The organism is Rhizobium sp. 01T444 (assembly GCF_056398305.1).
Genome location: NZ_JBFTPD010000119.1, coordinates 1 through 887, shown reverse-complemented (window position 1 = coordinate 887; position 887 = coordinate 1). Strand labels below are relative to the sequence as shown.

1 protein-coding gene is annotated in these 887 nt (G+C 68.4%); it reads right to left on the bottom strand.

What is annotated here, in order from left to right:
* A partial coding sequence (locus tag AC1DTN_RS37435) for a bestrophin family protein (protein ID WP_477925166.1) occupies window positions 1-887 on the bottom strand: 887 nt, incomplete at both ends.

Sequence of the window (887 nt, the reverse complement as noted above, 5' to 3'; positions counted from 1 at the left end):
GGTCAGCACGTGCCACCGGTCCGGTGCCAGGGGCTCGGGCACCGGCTGGCCGGACAGCTCCAGCAGGGAGCGTTCGATGTTGCGGCACATCGCATCGAGCGCGAGGTCGTTGGGCGAGGTGCCGAAGGGCTCGGCGATCTCGTGGGCAATCTCCTCCAGCGCAAGCAGCGTGTAGGCGACGAAGACGCCGACGAAGGGCGTCGCCTCGTGCAGGACGTCGGCCAGGCCGAAGGGCAGCATCAGGCAGTAGACGAAGACCGTGCGATGCAGCAGCAGGCCGTAGGAGTACGGGAAAGGCGTGGTCGCGATGCGCTCGCAGCCGCCCACCACATCCGACAGGCGGGCCAGCTGGGCGTCGAACATCCATTGCCGCTGCATGCCGTTCGCGCCGCCGGCATCGAGTCCGGCAAGGATGCGGCGCAGCGCGTCGAGGATCGCGATGGGACGGAACTGCTTGCCGCGCAGCGCGGCATTCTCCTGCGCGGTCAGCAAGGGCAGCGGCTGGCCGGCATCACCTTGGCGCAACTGCCCGTTGAGCGCATAGGCGAAGGCGCCCAGGTGCCGAAGAAGGGCGTCGCGGCTGAAGGGTCCATGACGCGCCGGCAGGTAGCAGATGGCTTGCGACATCAGCGTGCGCGAGACGATCGCCAGTTCGCCCCAGAGCTGCCGCGCTTCCCAATAGCGCGCGTAGCTGACGTTGGTGCGAAAGGCCAGGAACACGGCCAGCGAGACCCCCACCAGCGTGAAGGAGGTCGCCACCCGCTCGCCGAAGATCCGGCCGTCCGTCTTCCACGCGACCAGGCTCACCAGAAGCGTGAAGGCCAGCTGCGGCAGGATCGAGCGCAGCACCGAGCCGTGCCAGACGAAGAGCGTGCGAAGCCAGTGCT